Consider the following 1,226-nt stretch of genomic DNA (forward strand, 5'->3'; position numbering starts at 1 on the left):
TCGCCCTCGTGCAGCGGTGCCGTGCCGAGCGGTCCCCGCCCGGCACGCCGCTGGGCGGCGTCAGCCCTGCGGCTGGGCCCCGGGGGCGGCCAGCTGGGCCGACTGCGGGGTGGCGCCCGGCTGACCTGCGGCGATCGGCTCGACCACGACGGCCGTGCCGTAGGCGCACACCTCGGAGAACTGCTGGATCGAGTCGGTGTCGAACCGCATCGCGACGATGGCGTTGGCCCCGCGGCTCTCCGCCTCGGTGACCATCCGGGCCATCACCTCCTGGCGCGACTGGTACATGATCTTCGTGTACTCGGTGATCTCACCGCCGCCCAGCGAGCGCAGGCCCGCGGTGAAGCTGGTGCCCAGGTTGAGCGAGCGGACCGTGAGGCCCATCACCTCCCCGAGCACCGCGTTGATCCGGTAGCCGGGGATCTCGAACGTCGTCACCACGATCATGGGACGAGCGTGGCACGTTCGCGCCGCGGCGTGCGCCCGGGCCCGAGGGCTCACCCGGCCGGAGCATCCCCGCCCTCGACGCCGTCGGCGCGCCCCGGCGTGTCGGGGCCGGTCCCACAGCATCCCCGCCGACCCTGTGCCCGTGAGCGGGCACACCCACGGTTCGACGACCCTGACCCTCGCCCCCGCGGTTCGCCGTCGGGCGCGCGCGGTCTTCCTCGCGGTGCTGCTGCCGGCCCTGGCCGCCACCGTGCTGGGCGGCTGGCTGCTGTGGCCGCACGGCGGGCTGCCGACCATCCCGTCGCGGGCGCAGGGCGAGACCTACGGCGTCGCGACCGTCACCGCCGTGGACCGGACCCTGCCGTCGACCTCGCAGGACGCCCAGCTCACCGCCACGCTGGACGGGTCGACCATCTCGGTGTACTCGCCGCCGGAGTACGTCTCGTCGATCCATCCCGGCGACCGGATCCAGATCGTGCACGTCGCGCAGAGCGCCCCGGGGATGACTCCCTACATGTTCGTCGACTTCCACCGGGGTCCGCCGCTCGGGGTGCTCGCGGGGCTCTTCGTCGTGCTCGTCGTCGCCGTCGCGCGCTGGCGCGGGTTCGCCGCGCTGCTCGGGCTCGGGTTCTCGTTGCTCGTCATCGGGTTCTTCACGCTGCCCGCGCTGGTGCACGGCGAGTCCGGGGCCTGGGTGGGGCTGGTCTCGGCGGCGGCGATCATGTTCGTCGTGCTCTACCTGGCGCACGGGTTCTCGTTGCGCACGTCGACCGCGCTGC

General features: G+C 73.7%; 2 protein-coding genes. One reads left to right on the forward strand and one right to left on the reverse strand.

Going from position 1 to position 1,226, the window contains the following annotated elements; genetic code table 11:
- Nucleotides 1–60 precede the first annotated feature (60 nt).
- Nucleotides 61–447 (reverse strand): YbjQ family protein, encoded by a 387-nt coding sequence (locus F2B26_RS16315; RefSeq protein ID WP_159811130.1) that lies wholly within the window; start codon nucleotides 445–447, stop codon nucleotides 61–63.
- A 142-nt stretch (nucleotides 448–589) separates the two neighbouring features.
- Between F2B26_RS16315 and F2B26_RS16320 the strand changes: the two genes are divergently transcribed.
- A partial coding sequence (locus tag F2B26_RS16320; RefSeq protein WP_201292795.1) for a YibE/F family protein occupies nucleotides 590–1,226 on the forward strand: 637 nt, incomplete at its 3' end.

It is taken from the genome of Cellulomonas citrea (assembly GCF_009829685.1).
In the GTDB taxonomy this organism is placed as follows: Bacteria; Actinomycetota; Actinomycetes; order Actinomycetales; family Cellulomonadaceae; genus Cellulomonas; species Cellulomonas citrea.